Raw genomic sequence first — 19,053 nt, forward strand, 5'->3', positions numbered from 1 at the left:
AAGTATAGAACAGGGCCGCCTGATCGACCCGCCGCTCGCCCATCATCACGCTGCCTCCGGTCTCAATGACCAGAGTGAATCAGCCCCTGAAGCCCGTGGCAATTGCCGACTTTTTCAACGGTATCGGTGCTTAGCGGACATTGTCGCCATAAGGCTCGAAGTAGACAGCCTCGCCCTCTCGAGCGTCTCTCTTTGCTCGGCTCACCCGTTCGACAACGTGCGCTCTCCAGTCCCGAGAACTGACGGCGTCCGGTAAGAGTTCGAACGCCATCGCTGGTCTGGTGGATTTCGTCGCGATGAACAGGCACTCGTATCCTACACGACCGTTCGGGTCGGAAACTCGTCGCGCCTCGATGTCCGCCATCAGACGATCTGCCGGAACTGCGAGTGGATAGTGCGCGAGTGCCATGCACTGACCATGCGTTGTCTGGATCGGTCGGGCAAGCAGCCTATCGAAGGTCCGCTAAGGGTCGATTTCAGTCTTGCGCTTCACCGCCGAAAGAGGACGCAGGCCTCTCGGCCTGGAAGCGGTTGCGGTCGGCGTCAGCTAAGGGTGGTTTCCAGCCATTCCCTTGGCTATGCATTGGTCCATGCACAGGCACGGGGAGTGGCGAGAGGTCGAGGGTGACGAGGTCACGACCCTTCATGCAGAACTAAAGCGCGAGCTTTGTCCGGAACATCCACTTTACGGGTTAGACTTGATTCCGTGGCGGATCGCATGGCCGAACAAGGACGTTGCCTTCACCTTATCGGACGGCAGGGTCGCGCTCGTGCATTTGACCTTCAATGCCGAGACAAGCCCTACCTACCCCTTCTTCAAGGTGTTCGCCTCCAAGGCAGAGGCGCTGCCTCGCCTTGCCCTTCTTCAAAAGGGTAAAGCCTACGAGTAGCGAGGCTCGCGATAGGCAAGGTCCGGTACGGGTCGGACCACGACATCGACTCCAGCGCGGAAAGCGGACGTCGGCACCACAGCCCAAAAGCGGACCCGCCGGACTGCGGCTTGGGGCGGGAAGTGGACGTTGGAATCTATAGCGTGGAGGATATGAAGCAGCGGACACGCATCCTGTTGACCATCGCCGCCATCCTGTTGTTAACGTTTTTGATTTGGCGCGGGCCCTCGTTCTACCAGCTCTACAGAGATTGGCCGATAATCTCGGCTTGCGCGCAGGACGCCCAAGACTGCCCCTAAGCGGATGCTGCGAACGGCAGTTGTGGGTTGAACGCGGACGCCCGTTAACGGCGCGCTCTCCGGACAAAGTCCTGCTCAATCCCGGCCTCGTTACACTGGTAGAGGTCCAGCACGTCCGGCTCATTGAACACTCGCTTGAATGTGCCCGTTACGATGACGAAGCGATGGTTCAGGTCCGCTCTATGTTCAAGAAGGCGGTCGCCTTCGGATAGGGTGAGAACTCTCGATCCGTCGCCGTTGCGAACCCGGATTGCCTCCACCGAATCGAAAAGGCAGCGGGAATTCGTCCCTAAATCCACAACTCCGCCAACCGTCACCCGAGTCCCATCGAGCGTGGCGGCGCGGGAGAGGGCTTCCGATGGCGTCAAATAGCTTCGCGGCCCCGACGTGGTGGCGCACGCTGTAAGGCTGACCATCCCAATCAAGGCCACGTGGGTTCTTTTCATTGGGGAAGATTACGCCCTGCTCAAATGTCCGCAACGGGTCGATTTGCGCTACTGACTCTCGAACCCAAACCCGACATCCACCGAGGAACAATGACCTACACCCTATACGGCATCCCCAACTGCGACACGGTGAAGAAGGCGCGGGTGTGGTTGGAGCAAAACGGGGTCGACTATGTGTTTCACGACTACAAGAAGGCCGGGGCGGATGCGGGGCGGCTGGGTCAGTGGATCGACGAACATGGGTGGGAGACGGTGCTGAACCGGGGCGGGACCACGTTCAAAAAGTTACCGGACGCGGACAAGGCGGGGATCGACAGGGACAAGGCCATCGCCTTGATGTTGGCCCAGCCGTCGATGATCAAACGGCCGGTGCTGGACCTGGGGGACCGTCGTCTGGTCGGCTTCAAGCCCGAGCTTTACGCGGCGGCGCTCAGATAAGGCGGAGGGTCGCCGTCACGCCGAAATGGTCGGACGGGTATTCGCCGTTGGTCGCGATGTCGCCGAACAGATGGGCCTGGATGGGCGTGAAGTCTGACCGCTCGGCGAAGATGTGGTCGATGACGCGGTTGGGGTGGCCCTTTGCCGGGTTCAGGGTGGTGGCGACCGATCCGCCCGGCAGGGCGCTGAAGAAGCGAGGGCCGGTCAGGACGGACAGGCCGGAATCCTCCTGGGTCGCGTTGAAGTCGCCCATGACGACCAGGGGCGCGCCGTCGTGGGGCAGCCAGTCCAGCAAGGACGCGATCTGGCGCGCGCGCACCGGGCCCGCGTCGTCCTGCCAGGCCAGATGGGTGACGACGACGTCGACGGGGCGACCCCGAACCGAGACGCGAAGACGCAGGGCGGTGCGATAATCGTCCAGCGGCTCCAGCCGCGTCGAGGCCTCGGCCAGGACGGGCAGGCGGGTCAGAAGGGCGTTGCCGTAGCGTCGGGGCGCGCCCTCCGCGTCGGTCGAGACGAAGGCGACGCGATAGCCGCCCAGTTCGCGCGCCAGCATTTCCGCCTGATTCTCCAGCCCGACGGCGGCGTCCTGCAACACCTCCTGAAGGGCGATGACGTCGGCGTCCTGCGCCTTCAGCGCCGCGATCAGCAGCGGACGGCGCGCGGTCCAGTCGCCCTGATCGTGCCAGATGTTGAAGGTGGCCAGCGTCAGTTCGCCGCCGGGCCGGGCCGCCGGAGTGGTGGCGCATGCGGATAGCGGCGCGAGCGCCCCGGCGGCCAGCAGGGTGCGGCGCACGATCACGCGGCGATCAGCCCTCGACGTCCGTGCTGGGGCGGTCGTGCCCGTCGGCGCTTTCGGTGACCCATTCGCCGTTCGCCGTCTCGTATTCGATGGCGGCGGTCTGGTCCGGCACCTTCTGCTCGCGGGCCGCGCGGACGGCGGCGGCCTTGGCGGCGTCATGGCTGGCGAAGGTTTCGGAATAGGTGTCGCCGGACTGATAGGCCCAGCCGCCGTCGTGTTCGACGATGCGATAGGTGACGTGGGCCATGGCGTGCGCTCCTGTGGTTGATAAGGGCCGACCCTAGACCGAACCGGCGACGGCGGGAACGACGACCTTACGAAGATTTCACGTGAGGGGGCGCATCCGTGCGGGCATCCCGCAGCCTCTTGTCGTCAGAAGGCCGCCGCATCAGGCTGCCGAAATCGACCAAGAAGGACCGCGCCATGACCCCCGTCGTCATCGTTTTCATCGTCTTCGCCTCCATCGTCGCCGTGATCGTGGGGCCGTCCTTCCTGAAAAGTCGCGACCGGCGCGAGATGCAGCTGACCGTGCGCCATGCGGTCGATAATGGGCAGACCCTGCCGCCCGAACTGATCGACGCCATGACCAAGGATGTCGAAAAGAACCTGCCGTCGCGCACCAAGGATATTCGCAAGGGCGTTTTGAGCGTGGCGACCGGCCTGGGCATCGGCGGCTTTGGTTTGCTCAGCGATTTGAGCGGCAACCAGTGGAACGGGGGGATTGGCAATCCGCTGCTGGGCATCGCCTGCATTCCCATCGCCATCGGCATCGCCTTCATCGTCCTGGGCTTCTTCAACCCGAACAAGGCGTGACCTTCGCCTGAGAGGGGGGAGCGTCATGAGCAAATCCTTGCGCGATTTCCACGACGTCGAGCTGGCGGCCCAGGCGGCCGCCGGCGGACGGCGGGAGTATGGCGAACTGGTCCGGCGGCATGGTTCGGCGGTGCGCGGGCTGCTGCGCCGCATGGGCGCGGCGCCGTCCCTGGCCGACGACGTGGCGCAGGACGCCTTTCTTCAGGGCTTCCAGCGATGTTCGGAGTTTCGAGGGCAGGGGACGTTCGCGGGCTGGATCAAGAAGATCGCCGCGCGGCTTTATCTGAAGCGGGTGGCCAAGGAGGCGCGCTACGTCGCCGAGGTGGAGGCCGATCAGGCCGGGATCACGGTGGATCGCGGCGGGCTGATGGACCTGGACGAGGCGTTGAAGTCGCTGAACGAGACCGAACGGGTGTGCGTGTCCCTGTGCCACGGCGCGGGGATGTCCCACCCCGAAATCGCGGCAGCCATGAATTTGCCGCTCGGAACGGTGAAATCCCATGTCAAACGTGGTCTGGATAAACTCCGCGCCCGGCTTTCGCCGGCGCAAGGCGAAGGGAGGTCGGTGCATGTCGGCTGACGAATTCGATCCGGCGATCGAGCGGATGTTCGCGCAGAGCCCGCGCCTGGCCGACGAGGCCCTGTTCCTGGCTACGCTGCAGACGCGGCTGGAGAAGCGGTCGCGCTGGCGCACGCTGACGCTGACGGCGGCGGGGCTGGTCGGCGGAGTGCTGGCGGTGCGCGAGGGGGTCAACTTGGACTTCACCGCCGATGGCGACGCCACTCTGTCGCAGGGGATGCGGGCGGCCGCGGCGACCGCCCAGGGCGCGGCGCAGAACGGGCTGGACGCCCTGGGCGTTGGCGGTCTGGACCTGAGCGGCAGTTCGGGGATGCTGGCCTTCTGGATCGTGGCCGGCGCCATGGTCGCGGTGCTGGCCGCGGGGGCCGCGCGGCTGTCGCAGGACGTCTGAAGGTGACTTCGGCGGCCCGGCGGCCTATCTGAACCCCGTTCAGACAGGAGGCCCGCCGCATGTCCATCCACACTCAGGAGACCGTGAAGCGGATCTCGCCCCCCGATATCGCCGGGCGAAAGGGCGGCGAGCCGATCGTCTGCCTGACCGCCTATGATGCGCCGATGGCGGCGATGCTGGACCCGCATTGCGACGTGCTGCTGGTCGGCGACAGCCTGGGGATGGCGGTGCACGGTCTGCCCAATACGGTCGGCGTGACGCTGGAGATGATGATCCTGCACGGCCAGGCCGTGATGCGTGGGGCCAGGCGCGCCCTGGTCGTGGTGGACATGCCGTTCGGCTCCTACGAAGGCGGCAAGGAGATCGCCTACGCCAACTGCGTGCGGGTCATGAAGGAGACGGGCGCCCAGGCGGTGAAGCTGGAGACCAGCATCGAAATGGCCGAGATCGTCGCCTTTCTGGTCCAGCGCGGCATTCCGGTGATGGGCCACGTCGGCCTGCGACCCCAGGCGATTCTGGCCGAGGGCGGGTTCAAGGCCAAGGGCAAGACCGACGGCGAGCGTGAGAGGGTGCAGGCCGAAGCCAGGGCGACGGCCGAGGCCGGGGCCTTCTGCATCGTCATCGAAGGCGTGGCGGAATCGCTGGCGCGCGAGATCACCGAGACGATCGATGTCCCCACCATCGGCATCGGGGCCTCGGCCGCCTGCGATGGTCAGGTGCTGGTGATCAACGACATGCTGGGGATGTTCGACTGGACGCCCCGGTTCGTTCGCAAATACGCCGATCTGCGCGGCGAGATCGACCGGGCCGCCGCCGCATTCGCCGCCGATGTGAAAACCCGCCGTTTTCCTGCCGAAGTCGAGACCTACTTCTCGAAAAAGCCGGCGTCGCAGTAACGGACGACGTTGCGGCCCATGCGCCGACCTTCTAGGGTCCGCGCCGGTTTGCATTTCGCGATTTTGGGGCGACGTTTAAGTGGTTGATGTCTTCGAGCAGGTCGAGGAGGAGCTTCGCTCCGCTAAGTTGAAGCGCCTCGCCCGCACATGGCTGCCGGTTTTCGGCGTCGTGCTGGTCGTCGCCCTGATCGGCGCCCTGGGCTGGTGGGGCTGGGACAGCCTGAACTCCAACAAGGCCGCCAAGGCCGCCGAAGCCTATGATCGCGGCATGGAGGCGCTGCGCGCGGACAAGCCGATGGACGCCCGCGCCGCCTTCGAAGAAGCGGTCAAGGAAGGCAACGGCGCCTATAAGGTCCTGGCCCTGCAGCAGCAGGCCGGCCTGGCCGTGACCGCCAACAAGTTCCCCGACGCCGTTCGCCTGTTCGACGAGGCGTCCAAGGCGTCCAGCGATCCGATCCTGTCCGATCCGCCCGCGCTGAAGGCCGCCTTCCTGGTCATGGACACCGCCCCCCTGGCCGAGATCGAGAAGCGGCTTGAGCCGCTGGCCGACGACAAGCGCCCGCTGCACGCCTTCGCCCAGGAAGCCCTGGCCCTGGCGCGTCTGCAGCACGGCAAGACCAAGGAGGCGCGCGAGACCTTCGTCCAGCTGCAGCTGGGCCAGGACGTACCGGATTCTATCCGCCAGCGCGCCCAGATCGCGGTGGAAAGCATCGACGCCGCCACCGCCGGCGCGCTACCCGACATTATTCGCGACGCCGCCAAGGCCACGCCGCCCGCCGCCGGGGCCGCCAACGCCATGACCCCCTCTGCGGCTGCTGCGGCGCCCGCCGCCGCGCCCGCCCAACAGTGACGACCCCTTCTAGGACGCCCCAGATGAACCGAGTTCTGAAAGTCGCGCTGATCTGCGGCGTCGCTGCGACCATGGCGTCGTGCGGCACCGTGCGCCGCAACCTGCCGTTCGGCCTGGGCGGCAAGGACGCCCCCAAGGCGACGGCCTCTGCCGGCGACCGAATCTCGGTGCTGGAGTTCGAGCAGCAGCTGGCGCCGTCCGCCGCCCTGTCCGGCCGCGACTACTTCCTGCCCGGCCCGCAGGCGGTCACATCATGGACCCAGCCCGGCGGCACGGCCGAGAACCTGGTCGAACACGTCATCGCCGCTCCCAACTTCCAGGTCGCCTGGAAGCGCAGCATCGGCTCCGGCTCGGCGCGCGTCGGCAACGTCATGGCGCCGATCGTGGCCGCCGACGGCAAGATCTTCGTGCTGGACGGCGAATCGACCGTTTCGGCGGTGTCGGCCGACACCGGCGCGGTGCTTTGGAAGGTCAACGTCAAGAACGCCGAGCGTGATCGCAACGGCGGCTTCGGCGGCGGCGTCGCCGTCGGCGCGGGCAAGGTGTTCGTCTCTTCCGGCTATCGCTCCATGTCGGCGCTGGACGCCAACACCGGCGCAGTGGTCTGGACCCAGCAGGTGGACGCCCCGATCCACGGCGCGCCGACCGTTTCGGGCAACCGGGTCTTCGTGGTCGACGTGGACAGCCAGCTGTTCGCCTTTGACGCCACGACCGGCGCCCAGGACTGGACCTATCGCGGCATCGCCGAGCCGGCGCGGGTGATGCGCGCCTCCAGCCCAGCGGTCAGCGGCACCACGGTCGTCGCACCGTTCGCCTCGGGCCAGCTGGTCGCGCTCAGCACCCTGAACGGCCAGGCGGTGTGGGAGGAGACCCTGTCGCGCACCAGCCGCACCAGCGCCCTGTCCGAGGTTCGCGACGTGGCCGGACGCCCGGTCATCAGCCGCGGCATGGTCTTCGGCGTCAGCCATTCCGGCGTGATGTCGGCCCTGGACCTGCGTTCGGGCCAGCCCAAGTGGCAACTGCCGGTGACGGGCGTCAACGCGCCCCTGCCGGTCGGCGACGCCGTGTTCGTGGTGTCCAAGTCGGGCCAGCTGATCACCGTCAACCGCGATACCGGCCAGATCTACTGGACGCGCGAGTTGAACGAAGGGCGCGAACGCCGCGAGGGCGGGTTCCTGACCTTCGGCCGCCGCACCATCCGCCCGCAATGGTCGGGACCGCTGCTGGCGTCCAACCGGCTGGTGATGGTCAATTCGTTCGGCGAGGCGGTGGCCTTCGATCCCAAGACCGGCGCGGCCCAGGCCACGCTGAAACTGGGCGCGCCCGCCTATATCGCTCCGGCGGCCTATAACGGCGCCCTTTACGTGCTGACCGACAACGGCCAGCTGATCTGCATCCGCTGATTTTCAGCCCGAACTAAGCTAGAAAGCCGACATGGCTCTGAAGGTCGCCATCGTCGGCCGCCCCAATGTGGGCAAGTCGACCCTGTTCAACCGCCTCGTCGGCAAGCGTCTGGCGCTTGTCGACGATCGCCCCGGCGTGACCCGCGACCGGCGCTATGCCGACGGCAACATCGGCGACATGGACCTGACGCTGATCGACACGGCGGGGTACGAGGACGTCACCGACGAAAGTCTGGAAGCCCGGATGCGCGAGCAGACCGAGGCCGCGCTGGATGACGCCGAACTGATCATGTTCATGATGGATGCGCGAGAGGGCGTGACCTCGCTGGACCGCATCTTCGCCGAGCGGCTGCGCAAGGTGCACAAGCCGATCATCCTGCTGGCCAACAAGTCCGAGAGCCGCGAGAGCGGCGGCGGCGTGGGCGAGGCGCACGGCCTTGGCTTTGGCGAACCCGTCGCCATCTCGGCCGAGCATGGCGAGGGGATGGCCGATCTCTACGCCGCCATCGTCGCCGCCTCTCAGGACATCTTCGTCGAGGAGATCGACGAGCCGGACAAGCCGATCCGCATCGCCGTGATCGGCCGCCCGAACGCGGGCAAATCCACCCTGATCAACCGCCTGATCGGCGACGACCGCCTGCTGACCGGGCCGGAAGCGGGGATCACGCGCGATTCGATCTCGGTCGATTGGGAGTTCGAAGGCAAGAACATCCGGCTGGTCGATACGGCCGGAATGCGTCGCAAGGCGCGGGTGCAGGAAAAGCTGGAGAAGCTGTCGGTCGCGGACACCATCCGGGCCATCACCTTCGCCGAAGTGGTCATCCTGATGATGGACAAGGACGACGCCTTCGACACCCAGGACCTGCAGCTGGCCGACCTGGTCGAGCGCGAGGGGCGCGCCCTGGTCTATGTGGCGTCGAAATGGGACCTGGAGGACGAGCCGCAGTCCCGCATGGCCAAGCTGAAGGGCATGGCCGAGGACAAGCTGCCGCAACTGAAGGGATCGCCCTTCGTGGCCCTGTCGTCGCACTCAGGGCGTGGGGTCGAACGGCTGATGCCGGCCGTACTTCAGGCCTATGACACCTGGTCGGTCAAGGTGAAGACCAAGGACCTGAACACCTGGCTGTCGATGGCCACCCAGCGGCACCCGCCCCCCGCCGTGGACGGCAAGCGGATCAAGCCGAAATACATCGCCCAGACCAAGGCGCGCCCGCCGACCTTCGTGCTGATGGCCAATCGCGCCGAGTCGATGCCGGAGCATTACAAGCGCTATCTGGTCAACTCGATCCGCGAGAGCTTCGACCTGCCGGGAACGCCGATCCGCTTGAACGTCAAGTCCAGCGGCGTGAACCCCTATGCCGAGGGCGGCGCGAAGTCTGGGCCCGAACGCTACAAGGGCGACGCCAAGACCGCGCCGCGCCGCGTCAAGAAGGCCGAGAAGGAAGAGGCTCTGTCCAAACTGCCCGGCAAGGCGTTGGAGCAGAAGAAGACGCGCAAGGCGCAGCCCAAGGTCCTGGGCGGCCTGAAGGCCAGCGCGTCCAAGAAGGCCGGATCGTCCGTGGCGGTCCAGAAGGGCGCCCGGGGCGGCGCGCGGCAGGTCTCGCGTTCAGGCCGGGTGCGCACGGGCCAAAAGGGCGGCGCCAAGAAGTGACGGCGTGAGCGAGGCGGCTGCGCCCGTCCTGCCTGATCGACCGACCTCGCGCTGGCTGATCGTGGACCAGCAGGGGCGGGTGCTGCTGTTCCGTTTTGACTATGCCGAGGGGCCGCTGGCCGGCACAGCCTTCTGGGCGACGCCCGGCGGCGGGTGCGAGGCCGGCGAAACCTTTGAGGACGCCGCGCGCCGCGAGCTGTTCGAAGAGACTGGCCTGACGGTCGATGATCCCGGTTCGCAGGTCGCCCAGCGCATAGAGTGTTTCCGCCTGCCTGACGGACGCATGGCGCGGGTGGACCAGCGGTTCTTTCTGTTGCGGGCCGAGGCTTTTGACCTGTCCTCGGCCGGCTGGACCGAGGAGGAGCGCACGGTTCTGGGCGAGCACCGCTGGTGGACCGCCGCCGACATTCGGGCGAGCGCAGAGACGATCTGGCCGGACGATCTGGCGGAGATCCTGAAGGGTCTGACCCAAGATCCGCCCGCCCCCGCAGCGCCATCGTCCGGGGATGAACGAAGGCGGGCAGGGACGTAGTCCTCAGATCAGGGCTTCGACCGAGGGGCCGGACCGCCATTCCTGGAACTTGATCGTCAGCGGCGGCGTCGTGTCCGCGCGCGCCAGGTCCACCACCAGGGGGCCGATCTCGGACGGGTCGGGCAGGACGGACGGGTCTTCGCCCGGATAGGCCTGGGCGCGCATGGCGGTGCGCATGCGGCCGGGATCGACGATGCTGACGCGGACGGGCGTGCTCTCGATCTCGTCGGCCCAGGCCTTCACCAGGGCTTCGGCGCCCGCCTTGGTCGCGGCGTACATGCCCCAGAAGGCCTTGGGCGCGGTCGCAACGCTGGTGGTCAAGTGGATGGCGCGGCCGGCGTCGGAGGCGCGCAGCAAGGGCTCCAGCGAGCGGATCAGGCGATAGACGGCTGTGAAGTTGGTCTTCTCGACCTTTGCGAACTCGCGCGGGTCGGCGTGCGACACCGGCGTAAGGCCCGAGGGGCCCATGGTGGCGGCGCAATGGACCCAGATGTCCAGCTTCTTGAACCGTTCGAAGATGGCGCCGCCCAGCCGGTCGATGGCCCCGCCGTCCACCAAATCGAAGGGGATCAGGGTCGCATGGCGGCCGGTGGCGGCGAAGATGGCGTCGTCCAGTTCTTCCAGACCGCCCTGGGTGCGCGCCGTCGCGATGACGTGGGCGCCGGCCTTGGCCAGGGCCAGGGCGCTCTCATAACCGATGCCGCGCGAGGCGCCGACCACGAGGGCGATACGGTCGTTCAGGGGAAGTTCGGACATGGCCGCTGATAGCGCGGCCCGCCCCTTCAAGCCAAGAGCCGAGACCTAGAGCCTGATCGGTATCAGATTTGGCCCTAGGCGCTGACCAGCAGAGACAGCTGCTTGGCGCCGAACTCGCGGCCGCCTTCCTCGATCTCGCGATCCAGCAAGCGGGTGGGGTAGTCGCCGGTGAAATAATGGTCGGTGAACTGGGGGGCGGCGGCGTTGCGGCCGATCTCGCCCATGGCGCGATACAGGCCGTCGATAGACAGGAAGCCCAGGGAATCGACCTCCAGCATCTCCCGCATCTCTTCCAGCGTCTTGTTGGCGGCCAGCAACTGGGCGCGCTCGGGCATGTCGATGCCGTAGAAGTCGGGGAAGAGAATCTGCGGGCTGGCCGAACGCAGGTGAACCTCGGCGGCGCCGGCGGCGCGCACGGCGCGGACCAGTTTCAGCGAGGTGGTGCCGCGCACGATGGAGTCGTCGATCAGCACGACCCGCTTGCCGGCCAGGGCCGACTTGTTGGGGCTGTGCTTCATGCGGACGCCCTTTTGTCGGGCGCCCTGGCTGGGCTGGATGAAGGTGCGCCCCAGATAGTGGCTGCGGATGATGCCCATTTCGTAGGGGATGCCGCTTTCCTGGGCATAGCCGAGGGCCGCCGGAACGCCGGAATCGGGAACCGGCACGACGATATCGGCCTCGACGCCCAGTTCACGGGCGAGGCCGCGGCCCATTTCCTTGCGGACCTCATAAACCGAGCGGCCGTTCACGACCGAATCCGGGCGCGAGAAATAGACGTATTCGAACAGGCAGGGTCGGGCCGCGCGGGCCGGGAAGGGCTTGAGCGAGCGCAGTCCGCTGTCGTCGATGACGACGATCTCGCCGTGTTCGACATCGCGCACGAAGGTGGCGCCCATCATGTCCAGAGCGCAGGTCTCGGACGCCAAAACCCAGCCGTCGCCCAACTGGCCCAGCACCAGCGGACGGATGCCCAGCGGGTCGCGCGCGCCGATCATCTTGGTGCGGGTCTGGGCGACCAGGGCGTAACCGCCCTCGATCCGCGCCAAGGCGTCGATGAAGCGGTCCACGATCTTGGCTTTGCGGCTGCGGGCGATCAGGTGGAGGATGACTTCGGAATCCGAGGTCGACTGGAAGATGGCGCCTTCGCTGACCAGCTGGCTGTGCAGGAACTTGAAGTTGGTCAGGTTGCCGTTGTGGGCGATGGCGATGCCGCCCTGGTCCAGATCGGCGAACATCGGCTGGATGTTGCGCAGGAAGCTGCCGCCGGCGGTGGAATAGCGGGTGTGGCCCACGGCCGCGCGGCCCGGCATCCGCGTCATTAGATCGGCGCCGCCGAAGGCCTCGCCCACCAGCCCCTGGTGACGTTCGGTGTAGAAACGCTCGTCCTTGACGCTGGCGATGCCGCAGGCTTCCTGGCCGCGATGCTGGAGGGCGTGAAGGCCCAGAGCCACGACCGAAGAGCCTTCGTCCTCGTCCGCGCCCCACACGCCGCAGACGCCGCATTCCAGACGAAGCTGATCGTCCTCCGGCTCGCGCCAGTGTTCGCGGTGGACGACGGGATCGGCGATATGGTGGCGCATCGTGGGGCTCCGATGACCGGGGGAAACTTAACGGGCGGCTTCGCGCGGCGAGTTAGGCCGTGATTGCGTCGGGGGCAAGGCTTCGTCTTCGGAAAACCCCCTGCGTACGGACGAATCGACAACGGGTGTGATGGCGTCGGCGCCGCGCCCGATGCTGGGCAGGACGATCTGGATCATCCGCGCGCCCATGGCGCTGACTGGATAGAGGGCCGCGTCGGCCAGCCAGCGGGGCGTCCGCTCGCCCGGCAGGGCCGCCGCGATCACAAGATGAACCGCTCCGATAAGGACCAGGGCGCGCACCGCGCCGATGACGAAGCCGAAAACGCGGTCCAGCACGCCGAGGTGCGGATGGTCCTTGGCGCCCTTGGACAGCATGCCGCCGATCAGGCGCAGGCCGAAATAGACCACGAAGAAGGTCAGGACGGCGGCCAGGATCGACCCGGCCCACTCGGGATCGACGAAGGCGCGGGCGACGCCGGCCGTCCAGGGCAGGGCGATCAGGGCGACCAGAGCCGCCAGGGTGGCGCTGAGGAGGGTGATGATCTCGCGCACGCCCCCGCGCACCCAGCCGGCCGCGACCGAGAACAGGATCACCACGATGGCGAAGACGTCGTATCCGGTCACGCTTGCGGGATCCTGCGGCTGCTACGCCTGCCTAATAGCGGTTCTGCGAGATTCGTTCGACCACATCCGTCAGGCGGGTCGCGGACGTCACCTTAACCCCCTTGGTCTTGGCGGTCAGGGGCGGGGCTAGAACCTGGTCGAAGCCCAGCTTCTGCGCCTCGCGCAGGCGGGCCTCGGCGCGGCCGACGCTGCGGACCTCGCCGGACAAACCGATCTCGCCGAAGACGACGCAGCCCTGGGGCAGGGAGACGCCGGTCGCCGAACTGATCAGGGCCGCCGCCGCGACGAGATCCGCCGCCGGCTCGTTGATCCGCAGGCCGCCCGCGACATTCAGATAGACGTCCTGATCGCCAAAGCCGAAGCCGCAGCGGGCCTCCAGCACGGCCAGCACCATGGCGAGGCGCCCAGTCTCCCAGCCGATCACGGCCCGGCGCGGGGTGCCATAGGCGGATTTGGACACCAGGGCCTGCATCTCGACCAGCACGGGCCGGGAGCCCTCGATCCCGGCGAAGACGGCGGCGCCCGGCGCGCGCTCCTTGCCCTCGCCCAGGAACAGGGCGGACGGATTGGCCACTTCGCGCAGGCCGCTGTCGCCCATCTCGAACACGCCGATCTCGTCAGTGGCGCCGAAGCGGTTCTTGCCGGCGCGCAGGATGCGGAAGGGATAGCCGCGTTCGCCCTCGAAGGTCATGACGGCGTCGACCAGGTGTTCGACCACGCGCGGGCCGGCGACCTGGCCATCCTTGGTGACGTGGCCGACCAGGACGATGGCGGGGCCGTCGTTCTTGGCCAGACGCACAAGTTCGCCGGCGCAGGCCCGGACCTGGGTGATCGAGCCGGGGCCGCTGTCGTGGACGTCGGACCACAGGGTCTGGACGGAATCGACGATGACGATGTCGAACTTTTCGCGCTTCAGCGTGCCCAGGATGTCGCGAAGCGCCGTCGCGGCCGCCAGATTCACCGGCGCATCGGCCAGGCCCATCCGTTTGGCCCGCGCCCTGATCTGCTCCACCGCCTCTTCGCCCGAAATATAGGCCACGCGCGCGCCGCGCAGGGCCGCCTTGGCCGCCACCTCCAGCAACAGGGTGGACTTGCCCACGCCGGGATCGCCGCTGAGCAGAATGGCCGAGCCGGGCACCACGCCGCCGCCGCAGACGCGGTCGAATTCGGCCACGCCCGTTGTGATGCGCGGCGGCTCTGGCGTGTCGGACTGCAGGGTCTCGAACTGTATTCCGCGCGTGCGGGCCGAGGCGGCGGCCGAGGGTTTGATCGCGCCTGGCGGGGCCGAGCGGCTTTCTTCGGTCAGGGTGTTCCACTGGCCGCAGCCACTGCACTGGCCCGCCCATTTGCCATGCACCGAGCCGCAGGACTGACAGACATAGAGAGCGGAATCGCGAGCCATGAGCTTCCTTTAGCAGACCGACCGATTCGCCGGCCCATCGCAGCTCATTGCCGTCCATTCACGACAAAGACGGTCGCAGAGGCAACCTTCGCCATTACGAAGTATTTGAGAATATGTCGCACGGCGCTTGCGTTGGTGAGCGACGTAACATCAGTATTCGACCCGGCTTCCTATCTCAAAGGCATTTTGATTCATGACCGATCCGACGCCCCCCTCGTCGCAACCCGCCGTCGATCCAGCCCTGACCGCCCGCATCAAGGGAATACTGCTGCAGCCCAAGGCCGAGTGGCTGGTCATCGACCGCGAGTTCGCCACGGTCAACAGCCTCTACACGCGCTACGCCATGATCCTGGCGGCCATCGGTCCGATCGCGACCCTGATCGCCAGCCTGGTCTTCCTGCATCAAGGCGTCGTCGGCGCCCTGATTCTGGCGGTTCTGTCCTATGTTCTGGGGCTGGCCGGGGTCTTCATCCTGGGCGTCATCATCAATGCGCTGGCCTCCAGCTTCGGCGCCACGCCCAATCCGGTTCAGGCCCACAAGCTGGCCGTCTATTCCTACACCGCCGCCTGGATCGCCGGTATCGCCAACCTGATCCCGGTCGCCGGCGGCCTGATCGCCCTGATCGGCGCGATCTACAGCCTGGTGCTGCTGTTCCTGGGTCTGCCGATCCTGATGAAGGCGCCGGAGGACAAGAAGGTCGTCTATTACATCGTGATCCTGCTGGCCGGCATCGTGCTGGGCGTCATCATGGGCGTGATCGTCGGCATGGTCGCAGCAGCCTTCGTGCTGACGACGCACGGGGTCGCAGCGCTCGGCGCCAGCGGCTACTGAGAATAGGCCCGCGGCACCCGCGGCGTGATCGAGGTCAGCAGCTCATAGCTGATGGTCCCGGCCGCCGCCGCCGCATCGTCCAGAAGGCGGTTCGGTCCGAACAGTTCGACCGGATCGCCCACGGCGACGTCCAGGCCGGTGATGTCCACCGCGCAGACATCCATCGACACGCGGCCCAGCAGGGGGCGCGTCTCGTCGGCGACGAAGACCGCGCCGGTGGGGGAATAGGCGCGCAGCAGACCGTCGGCGTATCCCGCCGCCACCGTGGCGATGCGGATCGAACGGTCGGCGACATAGCCCTGGGAATAGCCGACGCTTTCGCCCGCCGGCACGTCACGGACCTGAAGCACGCGCGCGGTCAAGGTGGCGACGGCGGCGATGCGCGCATCGGGCCGCCCCTCGGGTCCGCCGCCATACAGGCATATGCCTGGCCGCACCGCGTCGAAGGCGAAATCCGCCCCCAGGAAACAACCGCTGGAGTTGGCGAAGGATTGGACCGCGCCGGGATAGCGACCGACCACGCCGGCGAACAGGTCACGCTGGCGCCGGTTCATCGGATTGGCCGGTTCGTCCGCGCAGGCTAAATGGGTCAAGACCAGCGCCAGGCCGTCGAACATCTCGGGCGCATCCTCGGGGCGGAGGCCCAGCCGGTTCATGCCGGTGTCGATCTGCAAGCCGCACGTCCCACCGCCGGCCGCTGTCCAGGTCTGCATCTGGGCGGGATGGTTCAGCACCGGCCGCAGGTCGGCCGCCTTCAGAGCCTGAGCCTCGCCCTCGCGACAGCCGTCCAGCACATAGATGATCGGCCCGCCCGCGCCCTGCGGCCCCAGCGCGGATCGCAGCCGCAGCCCCTCGGCCGCGCGCGCCACGAAGAAGGTGTCGGCCCCCTCGGCCATCAGCCGCTGCGCCACGGCCTGCGCCCCCAGGCCGTAGCCGTCCGCCTTGACCACCGGATGCACCGGCAGGCCGCTGACCTGGCCCAGGGTGCGATAATTGCGGGCCAGGGCGTCCAGATCGACGGACAGGAGGGCAGGGGCGGTGATCGGGTCGCGCATCAGGCTCTTATGCGCCAATGCCGCCCTGATGGAAGCCCCGAGCGGGTGACGAGACCAGAGGGGTTGTCGATTGGACCTAGACGCCCAGCCACTGAAGGCCGCCGGGCAGATCGTCGGCGGAATAGTCGATCTGCAACACCCTGCGCCTATCAGGCGTGTCGGCGGCGTTGGAGGCATGCAGGATTGGGGTGGAGTAAAGCCAGACGTCGCCCGCCTCGGCGTCGCAAGCCACGACCCCGCACGCCTGAACGATCTCGTCTATGCGGTCGATGGGCAGGCGGCCTTTTAGGTGCGATCCCGGCGCGATCAAAAGCGGAGCGTTGCCCGCCGGCACGTGATCCAGATGAACCCTGACCGTGACCATGCGGGCCAAGAGGTCGAAAGGCGGTGCGACGTGCTGCATCCCCGCCTTGGTCGACCACGGGCCAAAGCCGGGGGTATCCTCTCGCGCCTTGACGCAGATCGTGCGGTCCTGATGCCAACCCAGCGCCCAGTTATTCGCGGCGGATTTGTCAAAGAGCACGGCGCGGACCGGACGGGCCGCTTGGCCGAGCGTCTGCGCGGCGAGAGAGCCAATGGCGCCATCCCGACCTAATGCCCCTCTTAAGGCTTTGGCGTTCTGAATGCGAACGCCGGCCTGATCCTTGGGCAGGGCGGCCAGAGCCGTTTCGATGTCATGCAGATGGTGCGAGACGGCGGCCCGGCGGCGTTCGGCGCCGTCCGGCCCCAGCGTCAGCGTGTCCGCCCGAGCGGCGGCGTTCACATCCCTATTCGTAGCTGACTTCTTCATAGCCATGCGCCAGGTTGCCGAAGCGGACGGTGTCGGCGTCGAAGGCCAGTTTGACGATGCCGATGGGGCCGTGGCGCTGCTTGCCGATGACGACCTCGGCCTGGCCCTGCAGGCGGTCCATGTCCTGCTGCCATTGCAGGTGTTCCTCGGTGCCCTCTCTGGGCTCGGCCCGGCCCAGGTAGTAGCTTTCGCGATAGACGAACATCACGCAGTCGGCGTCCTGCTCGATCGACCCAGATTCACGCAGGTCGGACAGTTGCGGGCGCTTGTCGTCGCGCTGTTCGACCTGACGCGACAACTGCGACAGGGCGATGATCGGCACGGACAGCTCCTTGGCCAGGGCCTTCAGGCCGCCGGTGATCTCGGACACCTCCTGCACCCGGTTCTTCTGGCTGTTCTCGCCGGTGGTCACCAGTTGCAGGTAGTCGACGATGATAAGATCGAGACCATGCTCCATCCGCTTCAAGCGACGCGCGCGGGCGGCCAGCTTGGAGATGGACAGGCCGCCGGTGGCGTCGATGTAGAGGGGACTTTCTCCGATCTCGACCGCCGCATCGCGCAGCTTGCCGAAGTCCGAGGCGTCGATCTCGCCCTTGCGCAGCTTGTCCGACGATACGCCCGAGGCGTCGGCCAGAATACGCATGGCCAGCTGTTCGGCGCTCATTTCCAGAGAATAGAAGGCGACGACCCCGCCGTTGACGGTCTTGCGCCCCTCCGGCGTCGGCTCCCACTGATAGGCGCGGGCCACGTTGAAGGCCATGTTGGTGGCCAGCGCCGTCTTGCCCATCGACGGACGACCGGCCAGGATCAGAAGGTCGGACGGGTGCAGACCGCCCAGCTTGCGGTCCAGATCGTTTAGGCCGGTCGCCAGACCCGCCAGCTTGCCGTCGCGCTGATAGGCTTCGGCCGCCATCTGCACGGCGCCGGACAGGGCGTGCGAGAAGCTGACGAAGCCGGACGAGGGCTTGCCCGTCTCGGCCAGGGAATAGAGGGTCTGTTCGGCCTGTTCGATCTGTTCGTCGGCGGGCGTCTCCGGGTTGGGCGCCTCCTTGATGATCTCGCCGCCGATGCGGATCAGGTCGCGTCGCAGCGCCAGGTCATAGACGACCCGCGCGTAGTCGGGGGCGTTGGCGGCGGGGGGCGCCCGGTCCACCAGGTCGGCGAGGTAACGCAGGCCGCCGAACTCCTGGAACGCGGGGTCCTGCTTGAACCGCTCCATCAGAATGGTCGGTTCGGCCAGCATGCCCTGGCGGATGTGATCCTCGATCGCGTCGTACAGACGCTGGTGGAAGGGCTCGTAGAAATGCGATCCGCGCAGGCGGTCGCTCAGCCGTTCGAACACGGCGTTGTCGAACATCAGCGAGCCCAGCAGCGCCTGCTCGGCTTCCAGATTGTGCGGCATCGAACTGACGCCGCCGGTTTCCATGGGCGAGGACGAGAAGGGCATGGGGGCGAAGGCGTTCATCGATTAACGCTTTAGCCCTCTCACACGCCTGCGTCAGACCGGGACGCCGCCAGCGTCGTGGACAGATCGTCCCGGCTGGGGACGAACCGGAATTCCTCAATGGTAGCTTGTCAGCAGAAGGTCCGCCGTTAGCGACACGGATAGTCCGCCGCCATCCATTCTCGCATCGCCTGGGTCACAGTGATGCTTCGCCGCGCTGGCGGAATGGCGTTGAAGCGGGTCAGGATCTGGTCTGGCGAGAAACCGACCTTTTCGGGCATGCAGGTGGCTGGGGGACGGCCGGCCGCCGTGGCTGCGGCTTGCTCGGCCCGCACAGTGCGAGCGGCGCTGCGGAACTCGGCCATCAGCCGGCGCGTGTCGGCGCGCAGCAGAGCCGTGGGATTCTGAGGAATGCGGTTAGCGGTGGTCACGAACTCCTGCACCGTCATGGACTGCATCGCCATGGCCTGCATGGCGTTGGCTGTTAGCGAAAGCGCCAAGGCCCCCGCCGCAATCGTTCTGATCTTCATATCGGGCCCCGTAGGTTGAAGGCGAAGCTTCACCTTTCATCTGTGGCGC

Annotated in this window: 20 protein-coding genes; 10 read left to right on the plus strand and 10 right to left on the minus strand. The window is 66.9% G+C overall.

Going from position 1 to position 19,053, the window contains the following annotated elements; all coding sequences use genetic code 11:
• The first annotated feature begins 1,725 nt into the window (after nt 1-1,725).
• Nucleotides 1,726-2,073, plus strand: coding sequence for an ArsC family reductase (locus KZX42_RS16670; RefSeq protein ID WP_248121234.1), 348 nt, complete (start codon nt 1,726-1,728; stop codon nt 2,071-2,073).
• Here KZX42_RS16670 and KZX42_RS16675 read toward each other — a convergent pair.
• Both KZX42_RS16675 and KZX42_RS16680 read right to left on the minus strand, forming a co-directional pair.
• Nucleotides 2,066-2,875, minus strand: a complete 810-nt coding sequence (locus KZX42_RS16675; RefSeq protein ID WP_248121236.1) for an endonuclease/exonuclease/phosphatase family protein — start codon at nt 2,873-2,875, stop codon at nt 2,066-2,068. The two genes, KZX42_RS16670 and KZX42_RS16675, sit on opposite strands and share 8 nt — an antisense overlap.
• A gap of 7 nt (nt 2,876-2,882) precedes the next feature.
• Complete coding sequence (locus KZX42_RS16680) at nt 2,883-3,122, minus strand: hypothetical protein (RefSeq protein ID WP_248121238.1); 240 nt, start codon at nt 3,120-3,122, stop codon at nt 2,883-2,885.
• Between the two features lie 176 nt (nt 3,123-3,298).
• Here KZX42_RS16680 and KZX42_RS16685 point away from each other — a divergent pair, with 176 nt between their 5' ends.
• The 8 genes from KZX42_RS16685 to KZX42_RS16720 all read left to right on the plus strand — a co-directional run bounded on the left by KZX42_RS16685 (nt 3,299) and on the right by KZX42_RS16720 (nt 9,991).
• Nucleotides 3,299-3,688: a DUF6249 domain-containing protein gene (locus tag KZX42_RS16685; protein WP_248121240.1), complete on the plus strand. Its 390-nt coding sequence runs from the start codon at nt 3,299-3,301 to the stop codon at nt 3,686-3,688.
• 25 nt (nt 3,689-3,713) lie between these two features.
• The gene (locus tag KZX42_RS16690) at nt 3,714-4,268 is read left to right on the plus strand and encodes a sigma-70 family RNA polymerase sigma factor (protein ID WP_248121241.1); all 555 of its coding nucleotides are present in this window, start codon (nt 3,714-3,716) and stop codon (nt 4,266-4,268) included.
• Nucleotides 4,258-4,659, plus strand: a complete 402-nt coding sequence (locus KZX42_RS16695; RefSeq protein WP_248121243.1) for a hypothetical protein — start codon at nt 4,258-4,260, stop codon at nt 4,657-4,659. The genes KZX42_RS16690 and KZX42_RS16695 overlap by 11 nt, the downstream gene beginning before the upstream one ends.
• 59 nt (nt 4,660-4,718) lie before the next feature.
• Entirely contained in the window at nt 4,719-5,555 is an 837-nt protein-coding gene (gene panB, locus KZX42_RS16700; RefSeq protein ID WP_248121245.1) for a 3-methyl-2-oxobutanoate hydroxymethyltransferase, read from the plus strand.
• Between the two features lie 79 nt (nt 5,556-5,634).
• Entirely contained in the window at nt 5,635-6,405 is a 771-nt protein-coding gene (locus KZX42_RS16705) for a tetratricopeptide repeat protein (RefSeq protein ID WP_248121247.1), read from the plus strand.
• A gap of 23 nt (nt 6,406-6,428) precedes the next feature.
• On the plus strand, nt 6,429-7,808 hold the full coding sequence (locus tag KZX42_RS16710) for a PQQ-binding-like beta-propeller repeat protein (protein WP_248121249.1): 1,380 nt from the start codon (nt 6,429-6,431) through the stop codon (nt 7,806-7,808).
• 31 nt (nt 7,809-7,839) lie between these two features.
• Nucleotides 7,840-9,459, plus strand: a complete 1,620-nt coding sequence (gene der / locus KZX42_RS16715) for a ribosome biogenesis GTPase Der (RefSeq protein ID WP_248121251.1) — start codon at nt 7,840-7,842, stop codon at nt 9,457-9,459.
• Between the two features lie 4 nt (nt 9,460-9,463).
• Nucleotides 9,464-9,991 (plus strand): NUDIX domain-containing protein, encoded by a 528-nt coding sequence (locus KZX42_RS16720; protein WP_248121253.1) that lies wholly within the window; start codon nt 9,464-9,466, stop codon nt 9,989-9,991.
• 3 nt (nt 9,992-9,994) lie between these two features.
• Here the strand turns inward: KZX42_RS16720 and KZX42_RS16725 are convergent, their stop codons facing one another.
• The 4 genes from KZX42_RS16725 to radA form a co-directional block, all read right to left on the minus strand.
• Nucleotides 9,995-10,747, minus strand: a complete 753-nt coding sequence (locus KZX42_RS16725; protein ID WP_248121255.1) for an SDR family NAD(P)-dependent oxidoreductase — start codon at nt 10,745-10,747, stop codon at nt 9,995-9,997.
• Between the two features lie 74 nt (nt 10,748-10,821).
• Complete coding sequence (purF, locus tag KZX42_RS16730) at nt 10,822-12,327, minus strand: amidophosphoribosyltransferase (RefSeq protein ID WP_248121256.1); 1,506 nt, start codon at nt 12,325-12,327, stop codon at nt 10,822-10,824.
• Nucleotides 12,328-12,354: 27 nt separating this feature from the next.
• Complete coding sequence (locus KZX42_RS16735; protein WP_248121258.1) at nt 12,355-12,951, minus strand: CvpA family protein; 597 nt, start codon at nt 12,949-12,951, stop codon at nt 12,355-12,357.
• A 31-nt stretch (nt 12,952-12,982) separates the two neighbouring features.
• Nucleotides 12,983-14,353: a DNA repair protein RadA gene (gene radA / locus KZX42_RS16740; RefSeq protein ID WP_248121260.1), complete on the minus strand. Its 1,371-nt coding sequence runs from the start codon at nt 14,351-14,353 to the stop codon at nt 12,983-12,985.
• A 193-nt stretch (nt 14,354-14,546) separates the two neighbouring features.
• Here radA and KZX42_RS16745 point away from each other — a divergent pair, with 193 nt between their 5' ends.
• The gene (locus tag KZX42_RS16745; RefSeq protein WP_248121262.1) at nt 14,547-15,185 is read left to right on the plus strand and encodes a Yip1 family protein; all 639 of its coding nucleotides are present in this window, start codon (nt 14,547-14,549) and stop codon (nt 15,183-15,185) included.
• Here the strand turns inward: KZX42_RS16745 and alr are convergent.
• The 4 genes from alr to KZX42_RS16765 form a co-directional block, all read right to left on the minus strand.
• Nucleotides 15,179-16,240 carry an alanine racemase gene (gene alr / locus KZX42_RS16750; protein ID WP_248121264.1) on the minus strand — a complete coding sequence of 354 codons (1,062 nt, stop codon included), beginning with the start codon at nt 16,238-16,240 and terminating at the stop codon, nt 15,179-15,181. The genes KZX42_RS16745 and alr overlap by 7 nt on opposite strands.
• Nucleotides 16,241-16,316: 76 nt before the next feature.
• The gene (locus KZX42_RS16755) at nt 16,317-17,003 is read right to left on the minus strand and encodes a phytanoyl-CoA dioxygenase family protein (protein WP_248121266.1); all 687 of its coding nucleotides are present in this window, start codon (nt 17,001-17,003) and stop codon (nt 16,317-16,319) included.
• Between the two features lie 4 nt (nt 17,004-17,007).
• Nucleotides 17,008-18,495, minus strand: coding sequence for a replicative DNA helicase (locus KZX42_RS16760; RefSeq protein WP_248121268.1), 1,488 nt, complete (start codon nt 18,493-18,495; stop codon nt 17,008-17,010).
• 128 nt (nt 18,496-18,623) lie between these two features.
• Nucleotides 18,624-19,004, minus strand: coding sequence for a hypothetical protein (locus KZX42_RS16765; RefSeq protein ID WP_248121270.1), 381 nt, complete (start codon nt 19,002-19,004; stop codon nt 18,624-18,626).
• Between the last annotated feature and the right edge of the window lie 49 nt (nt 19,005-19,053).

It is taken from the genome of Brevundimonas sp. EYE_349 (genome assembly GCF_023147505.1).
Lineage (GTDB): Bacteria > Pseudomonadota > Alphaproteobacteria > Caulobacterales > Caulobacteraceae > Brevundimonas.